This window comes from Pseudoxanthomonas winnipegensis, from assembly GCF_004283755.1.
Lineage (GTDB): Bacteria > Pseudomonadota > Gammaproteobacteria > Xanthomonadales > Xanthomonadaceae > Pseudoxanthomonas_A > Pseudoxanthomonas_A winnipegensis.
Map to the genome: position 1 here is coordinate 133,696 of NZ_SHMH01000009.1, position 15,579 is coordinate 149,274.

Annotated in this window: 14 protein-coding genes; 1 reads left to right on the forward strand and 13 read right to left on the reverse strand. The window is 70.8% G+C overall.

What is annotated here, in order from left to right; genetic code table 11:
• Nucleotides 1–494: 494 nt before the first annotated feature.
• Nucleotides 495–2,516, reverse strand: a complete 2,022-nt coding sequence (locus EAT51_RS17055) for a M3 family metallopeptidase (protein WP_130516453.1) — start codon at nt 2,514–2,516, stop codon at nt 495–497.
• 177 nt (nt 2,517–2,693) lie between these two features.
• Here EAT51_RS17055 and EAT51_RS17060 point away from each other — a divergent pair, with 177 nt between their 5' ends.
• Entirely contained in the window at nt 2,694–3,419 is a 726-nt protein-coding gene (locus EAT51_RS17060) for a GntR family transcriptional regulator (protein WP_130516451.1), read from the forward strand.
• A 228-nt stretch (nt 3,420–3,647) separates the two neighbouring features.
• Here EAT51_RS17060 and EAT51_RS17065 read toward each other — a convergent pair whose 3' ends face one another.
• The 12 genes from EAT51_RS17065 to yegS form a co-directional block, all read right to left on the reverse strand.
• The gene (locus EAT51_RS17065) at nt 3,648–4,997 is read right to left on the reverse strand and encodes an SLC13 family permease (RefSeq protein WP_130516449.1); all 1,350 of its coding nucleotides are present in this window, start codon (nt 4,995–4,997) and stop codon (nt 3,648–3,650) included.
• Between the two features lie 68 nt (nt 4,998–5,065).
• Nucleotides 5,066–5,992, reverse strand: a complete 927-nt coding sequence (gene mdcH / locus EAT51_RS17070) for a malonate decarboxylase subunit epsilon (RefSeq protein ID WP_130516447.1) — start codon at nt 5,990–5,992, stop codon at nt 5,066–5,068.
• Complete coding sequence (gene mdcB, locus EAT51_RS17075) at nt 5,989–6,855, reverse strand: triphosphoribosyl-dephospho-CoA synthase MdcB (protein ID WP_130516445.1); 867 nt, start codon at nt 6,853–6,855, stop codon at nt 5,989–5,991. The genes mdcH and mdcB overlap by 4 nt, the downstream gene beginning before the upstream one ends.
• The gene (gene mdcG / locus EAT51_RS17080; RefSeq protein ID WP_130516444.1) at nt 6,852–7,502 is read right to left on the reverse strand and encodes a malonate decarboxylase holo-[acyl-carrier-protein] synthase; all 651 of its coding nucleotides are present in this window, start codon (nt 7,500–7,502) and stop codon (nt 6,852–6,854) included. The genes mdcB and mdcG overlap by 4 nt, the downstream gene beginning before the upstream one ends.
• Nucleotides 7,495–8,199: a biotin-independent malonate decarboxylase subunit gamma gene (gene mdcE, locus EAT51_RS17085; protein ID WP_130516442.1), complete on the reverse strand. Its 705-nt coding sequence runs from the start codon at nt 8,197–8,199 to the stop codon at nt 7,495–7,497. Before mdcE ends, mdcG begins: the two co-directional genes overlap by 8 nt.
• A complete protein-coding gene (locus EAT51_RS17090) occupies nt 8,190–9,098 on the reverse strand; it encodes a biotin-independent malonate decarboxylase subunit beta (protein WP_130516440.1) in 909 nt (302 codons plus the stop codon). Before EAT51_RS17090 ends, mdcE begins: the two co-directional genes overlap by 10 nt.
• Nucleotides 9,095–9,412 (reverse strand): malonate decarboxylase acyl carrier protein, encoded by a 318-nt coding sequence (gene mdcC, locus EAT51_RS17095; protein ID WP_130516438.1) that lies wholly within the window; start codon nt 9,410–9,412, stop codon nt 9,095–9,097. Before mdcC ends, EAT51_RS17090 begins: the two co-directional genes overlap by 4 nt.
• Nucleotides 9,413–9,422: 10 nt before the next feature.
• A complete protein-coding gene (gene mdcA, locus EAT51_RS17100; RefSeq protein ID WP_130561853.1) occupies nt 9,423–11,063 on the reverse strand; it encodes a malonate decarboxylase subunit alpha in 1,641 nt (546 codons plus the stop codon).
• Between the two features lie 177 nt (nt 11,064–11,240).
• Nucleotides 11,241–12,341, reverse strand: coding sequence for a PLP-dependent cysteine synthase family protein (locus tag EAT51_RS17105; protein WP_130525019.1), 1,101 nt, complete (start codon nt 12,339–12,341; stop codon nt 11,241–11,243).
• Between the two features lie 302 nt (nt 12,342–12,643).
• The gene (locus EAT51_RS17110) at nt 12,644–13,153 is read right to left on the reverse strand and encodes a DUF1697 domain-containing protein (RefSeq protein WP_130516432.1); all 510 of its coding nucleotides are present in this window, start codon (nt 13,151–13,153) and stop codon (nt 12,644–12,646) included.
• Between the two features lie 88 nt (nt 13,154–13,241).
• Nucleotides 13,242–14,429 (reverse strand): iron-containing alcohol dehydrogenase, encoded by a 1,188-nt coding sequence (locus EAT51_RS17115; RefSeq protein ID WP_130516430.1) that lies wholly within the window; start codon nt 14,427–14,429, stop codon nt 13,242–13,244.
• Between the two features lie 193 nt (nt 14,430–14,622).
• The gene (yegS, locus tag EAT51_RS17120) at nt 14,623–15,549 is read right to left on the reverse strand and encodes a lipid kinase YegS (protein ID WP_130516428.1); all 927 of its coding nucleotides are present in this window, start codon (nt 15,547–15,549) and stop codon (nt 14,623–14,625) included.
• Nucleotides 15,550–15,579 lie beyond the last annotated feature (30 nt).

The following is a 15,579-nucleotide window of genomic DNA, read 5'->3' on the forward strand; positions in this document are numbered from 1 at the left end:
GGCCTTGCCGCAGAAGCCCCATCGCCGCCGTGGCGGCTCCCACGGAAGAATCTGCTCCCTCCCGTTCGCGCAGCGAAGGGGAGTTTGAAGTCGCGGCTAGCGACTGAGGGCAGGGGTCTGTCTGGAGGGCTCGCGCTTTCTTAGGCAGCCCCGAAGCCGTCATTCCCGCGAACGCGGGAATCCAGTGCCTTTGATGCACCGTGCGAAAGTCCCTGGGTTCCCGCTTTCGCGGGAACGACGGTAGTGGGGCGATCGGCGAGGCCAGATCGCTCGATTTCGCTGCGAAAGCCCCATCGCCGCCATTGGCCAAAAAAGCCACAAGGGCGGCTCCCACCTGTAGAGCGGAGCTCGCTCCGCTGGGGCCGTCCCCACGCACCGAACGAAGCGCAGCGAAGTCCCCAAGAGGGGATCGCCACAAGCTCCGCTCTACAAGAAGGCCGCGGCTTGAACTGAGAGACGGTTGCTCCCCCATCAAGTGTGGGACCGCCCTGCCCTCAAGCCGCCATCCCGCTATGCCGCAGCAGCGCGTCGATGCGCGGTTCGCGGCCGCGGAAGGCGGTGAAGTTCTCCAGCGCGCTGCGGCTGCCGCCGCGCGAGAGGATCTCGGCGCGGAAGCGCGCGCCGGTGGCGGCCAGCTGATCGGGCGCTTCCTCGAAGGCCGCGTAGGCATCGGCGCTGAGCACCTCGGCCCACTTGTAGCTGTAGTAGCCCGCGCCATAGCCACCGGCGAAGATGTGGCTGAAGGCGTGCGGGAAGCGGCCCCACTTCGGCGCGCGGTTGACGGCCACCTCGTCGCGGATGCGTTCGAGCAGGTCCATCACCCCTTCCCTGGAGGGATCGAAGGCGCTGTGCAGCTCCATGTCGAACAGCGCGAACTCCAGCTGGCGCACGGTCTGCATGCCACTCTGGAAATTGCGCGCGGCCACCATCTTGTCGAACAGCGCGCGCGGCAGCGGCTCACCGGTCTCCGCGTGGCGGGTCATGCCCTGCACGCGCGACCACTCCCAGCAGAAGTTCTCCATGAACTGGCTCGGCAGCTCCACCGCGTCCCACTCCACGCCGTTGATGCCGGCCACCGACAGCTCGCCGACCTCGGTCAGCAGCTGGTGCAGGCCGTGGCCCATCTCGTGGAACAGGGTGATCACATCGCTGTGGGTGAAGGTGGCCGGCCCGCCGTCCACGCCCTTGCCGAAGTTGCACACCAGATAGACCAGCGGGGTCTGCTCGCCATCGGCACGGTGACGGCGGTTGCGGCAATCGTCCATCCACGCGCCGCCGCGCTTGCCCTCGCGCGCATACAGGTCCAGGTAGAACTGGCCGACCAGCGCGCCATCGGCGTCCTGCAGGCGATAGAAGCGCACGTCCGGATGCCACACCGGCGCGGTGTCGGGCAGCACGTCCACGCCGTACAGCGCCTTGATCACGCCGAACAGCCCGGCCAGCACCGCGTCCTCGGTGAAGTACTGCTTCACGTCCTGCGCCGAGAAGCTGTAGCGGGCCTGCTTGAGCTTCTCGCTGACGTAGGCCAGGTCCCAGGGCTCGACCGTCTCCAGGCCCAGCTCGTCCCGGGCGAAGGCCTCCAGTTCGGCGCGGTCCTGTCTGGCGTACGGCAGCGCGCGGGCGCCCAGGTCGCGCAGGAAGCTCAGCACCTCGGCCGGGCTGCCCGCCATCTTGGTCGCCAGCGAATACTCGGCGTAGGAGGCGAAGCCCAGCAGCCGCGCCAGCTCGGCGCGCAGGGCCAGGATGCGGTCGATCAGCGGCGAGTTGTCCAGCTTCTCCTCGCCGGCCTCCGAGGCGCGCACCGCATAGGCGCGGTACAGCGTCTCGCGCAGCGCGCGGTCGTCGGCATAGGTCTGCACCGGCAGATAGCACGGCATCTGCAGGGTGAACTTCCAGCCCGGTTCGTCGTCGGCCTTGGCCGCGGCGCGGCAGGCGGCGATCACATCGGCCGGCAGCCCGGCCAGGTGCTGCTTGTCCTTGATCCAGAACTCCCACTCGTCGGTGGCGTCGAGCACGTTCTCGGAGAACTTGGCCGACAGGCTGGCCAGTTCCTCGCGCACCGCGGCGAAGCGCGCCTTGGCCTCGTCCGGCAGTTCGGCGCCGCCGAGGCGGAAGTCGCGCAGCGCGTTGTCCAGGGTCTTGGCGCGCGCGGCGTCCAGGGTGGTCAGGTCCGCGCCTTCCCCGAGTGCGCGGTACTGCGAGAACAGCGCCAGGTTCTGCCCCAGCGCGCTGCCGAAGCGCGTGATCTTGGGCAGGTTGTCGTTGTAGGCCTTGCGCAGCGCCGGCGAGTTCAGCACGCCCTGCAGATGGTTGACCTTGCCCCAGGCGCGCCACAGGCGCTCGGTCGCATCGTCCAGCGGCACCACGAAGCTCTCCCACGTCACCGGGCTGACCGTCTCGGCCTGCTTCACCGCGGCCTCGGCCTGGGCCAGCAGCGTATCGATGGCCGGGCCGACGTGCTCGGGCTTGATGGCATCGAACTTGGGCAGACCGGAGAAATCGAGCAGCGGATTCATGGCGGGGGCACTCTGGGAATGGGGCAGGCGGTCGATCTGGGGGCGCGCCGGCCGCAGGGCAAGCGCGCGCGCGCCATGATACGGCGCGCGCCGCGGTGCCCGCTGCGGTTCGCGGCCGCCGCTGCGCAGGGATTAAGATGCGGATCTGACACATCGTGCCAAGCGCCGCACCCGTCCATGACCCTGACGCCCGACAAGTCCAGCTCCCGCCGGCGCGTGCCCATGTACGAGGAAGTGGCCGATACGCTGCGACAGAAGATCTACGACTACGTCCTGCCGCCGGGCGACTGGATCGACGAGCCCGCCCTGGCCCAGGAGCTGGGCATCAGCCGCACCCCGCTGCGCGAGAGCCTCAAGCTGCTGGCCGCCGAAGGCCTGGTGCAGATCGAACCCGGCCGCGGCGCGCGCGTGACCCGGCTGACGCTGGAAGACCTCAACGAGCTGTTCCCGATCATGGCGATGCTGGAGGGCCGCTGCGCCTACGAGGCGGTGCGCAAGATCGACGCCGACGGCCTGGCGCGGCTGGAATCGCTGCACGCGGCGATGGAGGCGGCCGCCGAGCGCGGCGACATGGCCGAGTTCTACCGCAACAACTACCTCATCCACGAAGCCGTGCAGGAACACGCCGGCAACCCGTGGCTGATCCGTGTCACCCACGACCTGCACCGCATCCTCAAGATGCATCGCGGCCGCCAGCTGCTCACGCCGGGGCGCATGGCGATGTCGCTGAGCGAACACCGCGAGCTGATGGCCTGCTTCCGCAACGGCGACGCCGCCGAGGCCGAACGCACCATGCACCGCCACCTGCTCAGTCAGGGCGAGGCCCTGGCCAAGTACGTCGCCTCGGGCGGCAAGCTCAACGTGCCGGCGCCACTGCCGCGCGGACGCAAGAGCGGCGAGTGAGTGAACAAGAGAGAGGCGTGAGCGCGGAGCAATCGGCACTCCGCCTTCTTTTGTTCCGAGCAACGCCCTCTCCCGATCGCGTCGCGTCCCCCTTGTAGAGCGGAGCTTGCTCCGCTGCTCTTCGTTCAATTCGCGCGAAAGGCCCCAGCGGAGCTTGCTCCGCTGCTCTTCGTTCGGTTCGCGAGGAAGGCCACAGCGGAGCAAGCTCCGCTCTACCGGGTGGCGCCATCACAGCCAACCCGGCACCACGAACACCAGCCACGCGGCCAGCGGTCCCAGCGCGACCACCAGGCCGCTGTAGACCAGGAAGCGGCGGAACAGCTTCTCGCGCTCGTCCGGCGCGGCCGAGGCCACCACCAGCGCGCCATTGGTCGAGAACGGACTGACGTCGACGATGGTCGAGGACACGGCCAGCGCGCAGATCACGCCGGCCGGGGCCAGATGCCCCTGCAGCAGGAACGGCACCGCCAGCGGAATCGTCGCGCCCAGCACCGCCGCCGAGGAGGCGAACGCCGACACGATGCCGCCGACGTAGCACACCAGCAACGCGCCCAGCAGCGGAATGCCGATATGCGACACGCCGTTGCCGATGAAGTCGACCGCGCCCGCCTTCTGCAGCACCTCGATGTAGGTGACCACGCCGGCGATCAGCAGCACCGTGGACCAGCTGATGCTCTCCACGGCGCCCTTCTGCGCGTTGGGCGAGAGCAGCGCCAGCAGCACCGCCACGGTCATCGACACCAGGCCGACGTTGAGGCTGTAGATCAGCGAGGCCACGCCCAGGCCCACCAGGCCGATCAGGGTGAACACATGGTCGCGCTTGATCGACACGGCCTCCAGCGCGACCGGATTGATCGACAAGGTGCCTCCGCCCGGGGTCACCAGCGCGCCATGGCCCTCGATGGCGAAGCTGCGCGGCGAGGCCTCGTTGACCGGCACGGCTTCGGACTCGGCCCGCGAAGGCTCGTGGCGCTTGAGCAGCGCCAGCCCGCCGAACGCGAAGAAGCAGATGATCGCCATGGCCAGGTTGAAGCCCAGGCTGGTCAGGAACACCGACATCTCGCTGACCGGCAGGCCGGCCTTCTCCACCACCTTGTTGGTGATGCCGCCATAGACGCTGATCGGCGAGAAGCCGCCAGCCTGCGCGCCGTGGATGACCAGCAGGCCCATCAGCAGCGGATTGATTCGGTACTGCTTGGCGAAGCGCAGCGCGACCGGACCGATGATCGCCACCGCCGCCGGGCCCAGCGCGCCGAAGGCGGTCAGCAGCGCGGTGACCAGGAACATCACCCACGGGATCGCCACCAGCTTGCCGCGCACCGCCTTGACCGCCCAGTGGATCAGCAGGTCGATGGTGCCGTTCTTCTGCGCGATGGCGAACAGGTAGGTGATCCCGACCAGGGTCAGGAACAGGTCGCCGGGGAAACCGCCCAGCACCGCCTTGGCATCCATGCCCAGCCAGATCCCCCCGACGATGAAGGCCAGGGCGAAGGCCACAGCGCCCATGTTGATGGGCAGCGCCGTGGCCACGACGAACATGATCACCAAGCCGATGATCGTGATGATTTGCGGACTCATGCGCCCTCCCTAAGACACGTGATATCGCGACTGCGTCGAGTGGCGGCCCGCCACCCAAGGGTCCTGCTTCAGTGCATCGCCTGGCGCTCCAGGGCGCTGACGACCCAATCCACGACGCCCTCCAGCGTCTGGAATTCCTCCACCGCGCGCGCCTCGCAGTCCGGATGCGCCTGGCGCGCCATCCGTGCCAGGGCGCTGCCCGGACCGATCTCCAGCAGCACGCGGGCGCCGCGCTCGATCGCCTGCGCCATCACCCCGTGCCAGTCCACCGGCTGGGCGAGCTGGCGCGACAGGCTGCGGACGACGTCCTCGCGCGAGGCGATGAGATGGCCATCGATGCCGGCCAGCACATCCAGAGCGGGCGCCCGCACGGCGGCGTCCTGCAGCGTCTTGGCGAACGCATCGGCCGCCTGCGCCAGCCACGGCGTGTGCGCGGGCACGTGTACCGGCAAGCGCAGCGTGCGCGCGCCGAGGGCTTCGGCCTCGCGCTGGCCGGCCTGCAGGCCGGCCTCACGACCGCCCAGCACGAAGTGATCCTCACCGTTGACGATCGCCACGGCGACCGCGCAGGCCTCGCACAGGCGCTCGATGCGCCGGCGCGACAGGCCGATCACCGCCAGCAGTCCGCCGTCGGCGGGACTGGCCGCGTCCATGCAGGCCGCACGCGCCTGCGACAGGCTCAGGCAAACCTGCGGCGTCACGCTGCCGGCCACGCCATGGGCGGCCAGCTCGCCCACGCTGTAGCCGAGCACCAGACCCGGCGACGGCAGGCGCGCGCGCAGCGCCGCCCAGGTCGCCAGCGTGGCCGCGCACACCAGCGGCTGGGCGATCGCGTTGTCGAAGCGCGCCTCGCTGACGGCCAGCGCCTCGGGCGCTTCCTGCAGGACGTCGGCTGCGTGGCGGAGGATGGGTTCGGCGGCCGCATCGCCCTGCACCCGCGCGAACATCGCCGGATGCTGGCCGCCCTGCCCCGGACACAGCAGCGCCAGGCTCATGCGCGCGCCTGCCGGTCGAGGAATAGGGTGCAGGCGAGCAGATCGGCGCTGCCGCCGGGGCTCAGGCGGCGCGCGACGAAGGCCTCGCCCACCGTCTCCAGCTGCGCCTCCCAGTCGGGCTGCCACACGCTGCCGCGGGCGAGGAAGGCGTGCGCCTGATGTTGCGCGAAGCGCAGCCCTTCGGCACCGCCGCGGTGGAGCAGGTTGAGGTCGTCGACCCGCGCCACCAGCGTCATCAGCACGTGCGCCTGCGCGGCCATGGGCACGTGCCCGGCCTGCTGCGCGTCCCGCAGCGCCGGCAGCGCGTCCTCGCGCAGCAGCGGGAAGCCCTCCGCGGCCTGTTCGCGCACGCCCGCGACGCGATGCGCGCGCCGCATGCGCTGGCCCGGGCTGTCGGGGTTGAGCGGTGCGGTCTCAAGCGCGGAGCGCCAGTCGCTGACCGCGTGGCAGACCGCCTCGGCGACGACGGGGCCACGCTCGATGCGGCGCAGCCGCGCCGCAGCCGCGGTCAGCAGCCCCAGGCTGAAGATCGCACCGCGATGGGTGTTGATGCCGTCGGTGGCGCGCAGCATCGCGTCCTCGGCCTGCAGACCAAGGCGGCGCAGCGCATCGAGCGGCGCCTGCGCCAGCCCCGCCTGCGCGACCGCTTCGAAGTAGCCGCGCAGTGCGGCCAGGCTGCGCCAGAAGGTGCGCGCATCCATGTCGGCATGGCTGCCGGCATCACTTGGGGTCACCAGGCCGGGCTTGGGCGCCAGCGCCAGTTCGGCATGCAGGCTGGCGATGGCGAGCCGGCCCAGACGCGACGCTTCGGCACGGTCCTGGGGACGCGGCACGCAGGCAGGCTGCGGCTCGTGCGCGCTCAAGCGGCCACCTGCTGCGCCGCGAACAGGTCCGCGCGTGCGACCAGGCGCGCGTCGTCCTCGGTCTTGACCAGCAGCCGCGGCGCGCCGCCGGAGTACTCGCGCCAGCTCACCGCGCGCCCGTCGGGCAGACGCAGCTCGCCATCGGCACGACGTTGCTGGTGCCGCTCCCATTCGTCCAACAGGCGAACGATGGCATCGGCCTGCGCGGCGGAATCGATCTCCCAGAGCAGGTCCAGATCCGACGTCTCGTGCACGTACGCCAGTCCGGTCAGCGTCTGCCAGCAGAAGGCGCCGAACACGCGTGGCACCAGGTCGAGCGCATGCGCCCGATGCGCCAGCGCCGCCAGCGCCGGTCGCCATGCCGCCGGCGCGCCGGCGATGCTCTGCTCCAGTGTCGGCGGCGGTGCGATGCGCAGGACGTCCGCGGCCGCGGCGCGCACGGCCAGGCGCTGCTTGCCTTCGGCCGGCGGCAGCGGCACGCCCAGGTGCAGCGGATCGGCCGGCGCCGCCGCCGGGCGCCGCGCCACGATGGCCGGATGGCCTTGTTCGAACCAGGCGCGCACGCGCGCAGCCTGCGCCGGCGGGACCGCGTGCGCGGCCTGCGGCGGCAGCCAGACCAGCGTGTGGCGGCGCAGCGGCTCAGGCATCGCCGGCGGCCACCATCGCCGACACGTCCGCCGCCAGCGTGCGCCCGCCCCGTTGCGCGCCCAGCGCGCGCCGGGTGTCGCCCTCGCGCGGCGCCTGGAGCGCATCGACTAGGGCCAGGGCCAGATCGCCGCGCCAGATCGCGCGCACCGCGCCCATCGCCACGTAGTTCTCGACGCCCGGCGCGAATACCGGCGAGCTCTGTGACAGCGCCTGCAGCTTCTCCAGCGGCTGCTTGGTCACGCGCGCCATCGCGCGCAGGTCCATCACCCGCACCTGCGCCTCGGGCAGGGCGTAGACCGCATCGGCCATCAGGCCGAAAGACAGGAAGCCGCCGCTCACCGACTCGCCATAGACCAGCGACACCAGCGCCGCGCCGCGGCGGCGCGCCAGGTCCAACGCTTTGGCCAGGTGGGCGAAGTAGCCGTTGATGCCCAGCAGTTCATCGCGGCGCGACAGCCGTTGGCCGGCGGTGTCGACCAGCATCACGATCGGCCGCTGCGGGTGCGCCTGGGTGCTGGCGATGACGGTGGCGGCCAGGGCCAGCGCATGGTCGACGCCGACCTCCAGCCGGTTGGCGGTGCCGATGACGGTGACCTCGCCGAGCGCGGTGCTCGCCGTGCCGGTCAGCACGTCGTCGCGCTGATCGATGCGGTGTCCCAGCGGGAACAGCCGGTCCAGCAGTTCGCTCAGTACCATGGCATCCTCCGGCCGCGCGTGGCCTCCAGGAAGGCGGCGGTGTCCAGCAGCGGCAAGGCCTGCGGCTGCGCGACGCCCAGCGCCTGCCAGACCTGCAGCCCGTCGCGGCAATCGCCGAACGCCTCGATGCGCCGCGCCAGACGCGCGTGCTCGCCCTCCAGGGCCTGCAGCAGCTGCGCGTCATCGTCGGCCGGGCGCAGTCGATCCAATACCTCCAGCGCGACCTGCGCGAACGCGTCGATGCGGTCGGCGACCAGCTGCGCCGCCTCGCCCAGCAGCACGCGATGCTTGCCGCCGGTGACCCGCCACACCAGGGCGCGGTCGCGCGCATCGAATTCCTCGACGCCGCGCACCGTCTCGATCACCTCCGGACCCGACAGCGACAGCCGCCCCTCCTCGGACATCAGCACGGCGCTGCAGCAGCGCGCGACGATGCCCATGCCGCCGAAGGCGCCGTTGCCGCTGCCGATCAGCGCCAGCACCGGCACGCCGGCGGCGCGCGTGGCCAAGGTGGCGCGCATGATCTCCGAGATCGCGATCAGCCCGGCGTTGGCCTCGTGCAGGCGCACGCCGCCGGTGTCGAGCAGCAGCAGCACCGCCTCGGGCCCGACCCGCTGCGCGCGCTCCAGCAGCCCGACCAGCTTGGCGCCATGCACCTCGCCCACGCCGCCGCCCATGAACTGGCCCTGCTGCGCGGCGATCAGCACCCGGCGTCCCCGCAGCATCCCCTCGCCCACGACGATGCCGTCGTCGAACTCGCCCGGCTGATCCAACTGCGCCAGGTGCGGGCTGGTGATGCGCCGGCGCGGGCCGAGGAACTCGCCGAACGTGCCCGGGTCGAGCAAGCCGGCGATGCGCTCGCGCGCGTCGGCCTCGTAGAAGCTGCGCGCGGTGCTCATGCGGCCGGCTCCTGCAGCGTCTCCACCGCCTGATCCAAGCGCAGGCTGACCACCGCCGGCGTCGCGCCGACATCGTTGATCCAGATGCGCACATCCTTGAGCGGATGCCGCGCGGCGAAGTCGTCCAGCACGGCCTGCCAGATCTCGCCGAAGCCGCGCGCGGCGGTGACGATCTCGATCTCCATCGCGCCCTCCAGCGCGACCGGCTCGATCATGACTTCCAGATTGCCCGAGGCGACCACGCCGACCAGCACATGGTCGAGTGTGCCGGTGGGCGCGATGCGTCCGTCATAGCGGTAGCGCAGGGTTTCCATGGCGTGCCCCTTACCAGTTGCGGAAGCGCTTGGGCGGGTCGTACAGGCCGCCGGACCAGCGCACCAGGTCCTTGACCGTGCGCGCGGCCAGCAGGTCGCGCGTGGCATCGCGCGAGCGGATGCCCAGGTCGTCGGGACGTCTGATCACGCCGCGGTCGCGCAGGTTCTCGACCATGCGCCGGTCGCGGCCCAGGCCGACCGCGGTGTAGCCGGCCACACCGCGGATCGCCTGTTCGCGCTCCTCTGGCGTGCGGCACAGCAGCAGGTTGGCGATGCCTTCCTCGGTCAGCACATGGCTGACGTCGTCGCCGTAGATCATCACCGGCGGCAGGTCCAGTCCGGCGCGCTCGGCCAGCTCCCAGGCATCGAGCCTGTCGACGAACGCCGGGGCCATGTGCTCGCGGAAGGTCTCCACCATCTGCACCACCAGCTTGCGCCCGCGCGGCATCTCGCCGTGCCTGGCCGCTTCGCGCCCGGCCTTGAGCCAGGCCGGGCTGGCGTGGCGCCGGCCGCGCGCGTCCGAGCCCATGTTGGGCGCGCCGCCGAACCCGGCGATGCGGTCGCGCGTGGCGGTCGAGCTGTTGCCGGCCAGGTCGATCTGCAGGGTCGAGCCGATGAACATGTCGCAGGCATACAGCCCGGCGGTCTGCGAGAACGCGCGATTGGAGCGCATCGAGCCGTCCGCGCCGACGAAGAACACGTCCGGTCGCGCGGCGATGTAGTCCTCCATGCCCAGCTCCGAGCCGAAGGAGTGGACCGACTTGACGAAGCCCGACTCGATCGCCGGGATCAGCGCCGGATGCGGGTTGAGCGCCCAGTGCTGGCAGATCCTGCCCTTCAGCCCCAGCGATTCGGCATAGGTCGGCAGCAGCAGTTCGATCGCCGCGGTGTCGAAGCCGATGCCATGGTTGAGGCGGTTGACGCCGTACTCGGCGTAGATGCCCTTGATGGCCATCATCGCCATCAGCACCTGCACCTCGCTGATCTGGGCCGGGTCGCGGGTGAACAGCGGCTCGATGTAGTTCGGCTTGGGCGCGTGGGTGACGAAGTTCACCCAGTCGGCCGGGATGTCCACGCGCGGCAGCGTGTCGAGGATCTGGTTGACCTGGGCGATGACGATGCCGCCACCGAAGGCGGTGGCCTCCACGATCGCGGGAGTGTCCTCGGTGTTCGGGCCGGTGTAGAGATTGCCGTGGCGATCGGCCGCATGCGCGGCGATCAGCGCCACGCGCGGGGTCAGATCGATGAAGTAGCGGCCGAACAGCTCGAGGTAGGTGTGGATCGCGCCGAGTTCCAGCCGGCCCTCGCCCAGCAGCCGCGCCAGGCGCACTGACTGCGGACCGGAGAAGGAGAAGTCCAGTTTCCTGGCGATGCCCTGCTCGAACACGTCCAGGTGCGAGGGCAGCGACAGCACCGACTGCACCATGTGCAAGTCGTGCACGCGCGCCGGATCGACCCGGGTCAGGCACTCGGCCAGGAAGTCGGCCTGTTTCTGGTTGTTGCCTTCCAGGCAGACCCGGTCGCCGGGCCGCAGCACGGCCTCCAGCAGGGGCACCACGTCCTGGCTGCGCACCAGGCGGCCCTCGGCCAGCTTGGCCGCGGCCTGCAGGCGCTGGCTCCGGTCGGTGCTCAAGGTGTTCCAGTCCGCCATCGCATCACCAGGAATTACTCTGTAATTACAGAGTAATCATTCTGCGCCCGGCCTGCATGCGGCGGCGCAGCAGCTGGCCGAAATCTCAGCCAGCGCTGCCGAAACCCGTTTTATTGCAAGGACTTGCCTGGGCCCGGGCCGACTGTCGTGCGGCCCTGCCGCCGTCGACCCGCCCGCTCAGCCCGCGGCCGTGGCCAGGGCCGGCAGCGCGCCGCCGGCCACGGCTGCGGCAATGGCCGCATCGCTGTCGGCGGTGTCGATGCCGCAGCGCGCGTACCAGGCCGGGTCGTAGTAGCTGTGCGCGTAGCGGTCGCCGGCATCGCACAGGATGGTGACGATCGAGCCGCGGCGCCCGGCCCGGCACATCGCGTGGGCGGCGTGCAGCACGCCGACCAGGTTGGTGCCGGTGGAGCCGCCCACGCGCCTGCCCAGGGTCGCGCTGGCCCAGCGCATCGCCGCCAGGCTCAGGGCATCGGGCACCTTGACCATCGCATCGATGCAGGCCGGCACGAAGCTCGGCTCCACCCGCGGCCGGCCGATGCCTTCGATGCGCGAGCCGCAGTGGTGCAGGCGCGCCGGATCGCTCGCCCCGCCTAGCGCATCGCGGTAGTAGTCGAAGAACACCGAGTGCTCCGGATCCACGCACAGGATGCGCGTGGCATGCCGGCGGTAGCGCACGTAGCGGCCCAGCGTGGCGCCGGTGCCGCCGGTGCCGGGGCTGCACACGATCCATTCCGGGATCGGATGCGGCTCGGCCGCCATCTGCTTGAAGATCGACTCGGCGATGTTGTTGTTCGCCCGCCAGTCGGTCGCCCGCTCGGCGTAGGTGAACTGGTCCATGAAGTGACCGCCGTGCTCGCGCGCCAGGCGCTCGGACTCGGCATTGATCGCCCCGGCCTGCTCGACCAGATGGCACTGGCCGCCGTAGAAGGTGATCGCGGCGATCTTCTCCGGCGAGGTGCTGGCCGGCATCACCGCGATGAAGGGCAGCCCCAGCAGCCGCGCGAAGTAGGCCTCGGACACCGCGGTCGAACCGCTGGAGGCCTCGATCACCGGCGCGCCCTCGCGCAGCCAGCCGTTGGCCAGCGCGTACAGGAACAGCGAGCGCGCCAGCCGGTGCTTGAGGCTGCCGGTGGGATGGCTGGACTCGTCCTTCAGGTACAGGTCGATGCCAGGGTAGCCAGGCAGCTCCAGCGGGATCAGATGGGTGTCGGCCGAGCGGTTGAAGTCGGCCTCGATCTTGTGGATGGCGGCGGCCACCCAGTCACGCTGCGACATGGACGGAACATCGGTGAGAGGACGCGCGATTGTATCGCCCAGCCCGCCTTAGCCCCAGGCGCCATCCAGCGCCAACGCAGGCGACGGTCATCACAGCTGGAGCTGAGGCCTGTCAGTGCACTGTCGGCATGAAGCACGCACCTCGGCTCGCACGTTCGAGCCGAAGCGGCAACGGGCGTTTTCCAGCCGCTGACGCCTGGGACAGGCGCGGGCAGCGCCAAGCCGAAGACATCCCTGACGATCCGCAAGCTCTCGCCGAAGCGCGCGAGGCTTCGCCGCTCAGGACGGGAACGGGCGAGGCGCTACTCGGCCGCCCATTCGGCGAGGGTTGCCACGGTATTCATGTTGCGCGCGGTGCCGGCCTTCGCCGCGGCGATCTTCAGTTTGGAATCGGCCATGCCATCGCGGTAATGGACGTAGATCTCGTTGGCGCCCAGCGCGATGTCCTCGTTGCGCAGACCGCTGACCCGTTCGACCGTGTCGGCGGGCGGCGGCCCGTCGAGGAAGATCGCGACCGTGCGGTTCGGCGCCGCCGAGGCGAACGGATTCGCCGCTAGCACCGCGGCCATCTCGGCGCCTGTGCGGATCGCGACGCCGACCGGCTTGCCGGCATACGCTTCGAGCGCGGCTTCGAGCTTGTGCTTCACCACCGCCTTGGCGAGCCTGCTGGCGAACACGACGTTGCCGCTGGCGATGTAGGTGCGCACCTCGGTGCAACCGATGGCTTCGCACATCGACCGCAGTTCTGCCATCGGCAGCTTGCCGGTGCCGCCGACGTTGACGGCGCGAAGCAGGGCGATATAGCGACTCATCGCCGCATTCTAGCGGCGCGCCACGGGGATGCGATGGCCGGTCATGGCGGGGTCGGCGGGGTGCGGACGTGCGCCTGCGGGGCGGGATTCACGCGCGCCGCGCCTCGTGCCTCGGTTGGGCCCACAAGGTCTTGTAGAGGCCGACGATCTCCTCGGCGCTGGGCACGCGCGGATTGTTGCCGGGCGAGCCGGAGGCCAGCGCCTGCTCGGCCATGGTGGGCAGCAGCTCGAAGAAGCGCGCGCCCTGGGCGCCGAATTCCTCCAGCGTCGGCACGCGCAATTCGGCGTTGATGGCATAGAGGAAATCGATCAGCCTGGCATTGGCCACCGCGTCGCTGTCGTGCGGGCCGGCCGCGCCGAGGAAGCGCGCGCAGTCGGCATAGCGTGCCGGCGCAGACGGGATCGACCAAGCGGTCACGCTGGGCAGCAGCATCGCGTTGGACAGCCCGTGCGGGACATGGAAGAACGCGCCGATGGGCCGGCTCATGCCGTGCACCAGCGCCACCGAGGCATTGGAGAAGGCGATGCCGGCCAGGGTCGAGCCGAGCATCATCGCCTCGCGCGCCGGCCGGTGGCCGCCGTCGTGGAAGACCGTGCGCAGGTTCGGGCCGATCAGGCGCATCGCGGCGATGGCCTGGCTGTCGCTGTAGGCGCTGGCCTTGCGGCTGACGTAGGCCTCCATCGCATGGGTCATCGCGTCGATGCCGGTGTCGGCGGTGGTGCGCGCCGGCACGCTGACGGTGAGGCTGTAGTCCACCAGCGCGGCGATGGGCATGAAGCCCAGGCCCACGCACAGCAGCTTCTCGTCGTTGGCCTCGTCGGTGATGATCGTGAAGCGCGTGCATTCCGAGCCGGTGCCGGCGGTGGTCGGGATGGCGATGATCGGCAGGCCCGGCGCATCGACCTGGCGCGGGAATCTGTAATCGCGGATCACCCCGCCATGCTTGCCGAGGATGGCGATAGCCTTGGCGCTGTCGATTGGGCTGCCGCCGCCCAGGGCGATAATCGCATCGTAGCTGCCACGCCGGACGCGCTCGACGCCGGCGACGATGGAGGCATCGGTCGGCTCGGGCACGGTCTGGTCGAACACCTCCGAGACGATGCCGGCCGCGGCCAGCGCGGCCTGTACGCCCTGTACGTAGCCCAGTTCGACCATCATCCGGTCGGTGACGATCAATGGGCTCGAGCAGCCCAGTTGGGCCAGCACTTCACCCGCCTTCTGGCTGGCGCCGGCGCCAACATGCATGACGCGGGGCAGGATCACCTGGGCGGACATGGCGGACCTCGTTGCAAGGGCGGGCGCCGCGGATGCCGCGCGAGCCGGGTCGGTGCTGCTTTCGGTCGCCATCGTATCGAGATCAGGACTTCGGACCATTCGACCAAAGCGGCACGTGGGCTGCGCGCGCACGCTTGGCCGCCGGAACCTCGCCAAGCCGCGGAGCGTGCAACACGGCGGCGATGCAGCCGGATCAGGCCAGCAGCGGGCAGCCGTCGGGCAGGTGCATGCGCAGGCGGCCGGGCACGCAATCCACGCGGAAGTGGCGCGAGGTCTCCGGCTCGCCGTCCAGGTTGAGCGTGATCGGCTCGGCCACATCGATCTCGACCCACGGCAGACGCGCGCGCACGGCGGCCTGCTCCAGCGCGGCGCGCTTGCCGCCGGTGATCAGCGTGCCCAGCGTGGCGGCGAAGGCGCCGGTCAGCTCGGGGACGATGGTCAGCTCCAGCAGGCCGTCGTCGACCAGCGCATCCGGGCACAGCGCCTGGCCGCCGCCGGCCTGGCGGCCGTTGCCCAGCCCCAGCGCGATGAAGCTGCCCTCCCAGGCGAAGTCGGGCCCGCGGAAGCGCGCCCGCATCGGCTCGACCCGACCCAGCCGCGACAGGCCGGTGACCACATAGGCCAGGCCGCCGAGCACGCGCTTCATCGCCTCGTCGGTCTCCACCGTGACCTGGGTGCCGAAGCCGCCGGTGGCCATGTTGGCGCACCAGTGCGGGCCGTGGTCTGCGGTGACGCGCAGCAGGTCGATGGGACGCGCCGGCGCCGCGGCGATCAGCGCCAGCGCGGCCTGCGGCTCGAGCGGCAACTCGGCGGCGGTGGCGAAGTCGTTGGCCGTGCCCAGCGGCAGCAGGGCCAGCGCGGGCAGCGCGTCGGCGCCCTCGTCGCGATGGGCCAGGGTGGTGGCGACCTCGCTGAGCGTGCCGTCGCCGCCGCCGGCGATCACCGTGTCCACGCCGTCGGCGATGGCCTCGGTGACGTAGCGCTCGGCGTCGCCGCTCTCCCAGGTCACGCGCACGTCCAGCCGCGCGCCGCGCTCGCGCGCCTGCGTCACCGCGGCGCGCACCGCATCGTTGCCGGCGGCCTTGCCGTTGAGGATCAGACACCAGCGCGGCTGGGACATGGGGAGGGCAACGGACGTGGGGTGGCGCAG

Bases quoted from the DNA above. Each gene is read 5' to 3' on its own strand.
- yegS (WP_130516428.1), bottom strand. From the start codon at position 15,549: ATGTCCCAGCCGCGCTGGTGTCTGATCCTCAACGGCAAGGCCGCCGGC.
- EAT51_RS17065 (WP_130516449.1), bottom strand. From the start codon at position 4,997: ATGAGTCCGCAAATCATCACGATCATCGGCTTGGTGATCATGTTCGTC.
- mdcC (WP_130516438.1), bottom strand. From the start codon at position 9,412: ATGGAAACCCTGCGCTACCGCTATGACGGACGCATCGCGCCCACCGGC.
- EAT51_RS17060 (WP_130516451.1), top strand. From the start codon at position 2,694: ATGACCCTGACGCCCGACAAGTCCAGCTCCCGCCGGCGCGTGCCCATG.
- EAT51_RS17090 (WP_130516440.1), bottom strand. From the start codon at position 9,098: ATGAGCACCGCGCGCAGCTTCTACGAGGCCGACGCGCGCGAGCGCATC.
- EAT51_RS17115 (WP_130516430.1), bottom strand. From the start codon at position 14,429: ATGTCCGCCCAGGTGATCCTGCCCCGCGTCATGCATGTTGGCGCCGGC.
- EAT51_RS17055 (WP_130516453.1), bottom strand. From the start codon at position 2,516: ATGAATCCGCTGCTCGATTTCTCCGGTCTGCCCAAGTTCGATGCCATC.
- mdcG (WP_130516444.1), bottom strand. From the start codon at position 7,502: ATGCCTGAGCCGCTGCGCCGCCACACGCTGGTCTGGCTGCCGCCGCAG.
- EAT51_RS17110 (WP_130516432.1), bottom strand. From the start codon at position 13,153: ATGAGTCGCTATATCGCCCTGCTTCGCGCCGTCAACGTCGGCGGCACC.
- mdcE (WP_130516442.1), bottom strand. From the start codon at position 8,199: ATGGTACTGAGCGAACTGCTGGACCGGCTGTTCCCGCTGGGACACCGC.
- EAT51_RS17105 (WP_130525019.1), bottom strand. From the start codon at position 12,341: ATGTCGCAGCGTGACTGGGTGGCCGCCGCCATCCACAAGATCGAGGCC.
- mdcA (WP_130561853.1), bottom strand. From the start codon at position 11,063: ATGGCGGACTGGAACACCTTGAGCACCGACCGGAGCCAGCGCCTGCAG.
- mdcH (WP_130516447.1), bottom strand. From the start codon at position 5,992: ATGAGCCTGGCGCTGCTGTGTCCGGGGCAGGGCGGCCAGCATCCGGCG.